Annotated in this window: 1 protein-coding gene; it reads right to left on the bottom strand. The window is 66.4% G+C overall.

Features of this window, described 5'->3' with window-relative positions; genetic code table 11:
- Nucleotides 1-335: 335 nt before the first annotated feature.
- Nucleotides 336-635 (bottom strand): DUF4193 family protein, encoded by a 300-nt coding sequence (locus DD1DGNOD_RS07105; protein ID WP_131765819.1) that lies wholly within the window; start codon nt 633-635, stop codon nt 336-338.
- Nucleotides 636-1,100: the final 465 nt, after the last annotated feature.

Raw genomic sequence — 1,100 nt, 5'->3', positions numbered from 1 at the left:
ACCGGGGAGCTGGGCCTCTCAGGCCGGCTCCCAGCCCGCGGTGGCAGGGTGCGCAGCCGCGCATCCCGCGGGCCCGCCGACCGAAAAGATCATGATCGCACGCCTGACGGCGCCGGCCGAATCCGCCGGCGCCGTCAGGCGTGCGCAAAACCAGATCAGGCGCCCCGGCCGGTGTCCGTCGAAGCGCTTCCGACGAACACCGGCCGACACGGGCACCGCCCGCAGCCCCGTCCGTACGAAGCATGATCCAGACGAGTTTGTCGTTGGGTACGCTTCTTGACCCTTGCGGGCGTACCCAGCGACAAGCCCGCGTCGATCTTCTCCGATGGCCGGCGCTAGGCGGCGCAGTCCGAGCAGACCGCCCGATGAGCGTCCGCAAGCTGACTGCGGTGGTGGACGAGGAAGCAGCTCGTACAGGTGAACTCGTCAGCCTGTCTCGGCAGCACCCGCAGGGACAGCTCCTCGTCACGCACCTCGGCATCCGGAAGATCCAATTCGGCCTCGAGAGCATCAACATCGTCTCCGAGATCGGCGGCAGCCCCGGCACGCTGTGCCTTCAGCGTCTCCAGACTCTGCTCCTGGAGTTCGTCGTCCTCGACGTCAGCGCCCCGCCGGGCGTCGAAGTCACGAGCCATTGAGTCTCCTTCCTTACAGTTCCAATCGTTCATTACGGTTTTGATCAGCCGTGTGCGCAGGACGCGACGCACGACCGCATGTCGGTACCCGTTCAGACCCATACCCGAACAGGATCGAGCGGCTACAATACGCAACGACTCTGGCGCGGGCACAGCCGACGACGTTTGTCCGCATCCACGCGTGGTCGACACAGGACAACGGATCTCCCCCGACCGACGCGTACAATACGGTCCCGCGCGGCAACAGGCCAGACATCACGTGTTCGCCTCGGTGTCAGACCCGACACATCCGTCTTCCCGCGGTATTCCAGCACCCCGCGGCAGCATTCCGAGCAGATGGGCCGATAACGCCGGCACGGCCGGATCCGGGCAACCCGGGAACCCAGGCCTGACGGACGTCCCGGATCGCCTCTGCCGATCTCCGCCGATCCGGTGCGGAACCCGGGGCGAGAAGAACCATGATCG

Source organism: Candidatus Protofrankia californiensis (assembly GCF_900634765.1).
GTDB lineage: Bacteria > Actinomycetota > Actinomycetes > Frankiales > Frankiaceae > Protofrankia > Protofrankia californiensis.
Note: the sequence above shows the minus strand (reverse complement) of the source record. Positions and strands in the feature narration are given on the sequence as shown.

Bases quoted from the DNA above. Each gene is read 5' to 3' on its own strand.
- DD1DGNOD_RS07105 (WP_131765819.1), bottom strand. From the start codon at position 635: ATGGCTCGTGACTTCGACGCCCGGCGGGGCGCTGACGTCGAGGACGAC.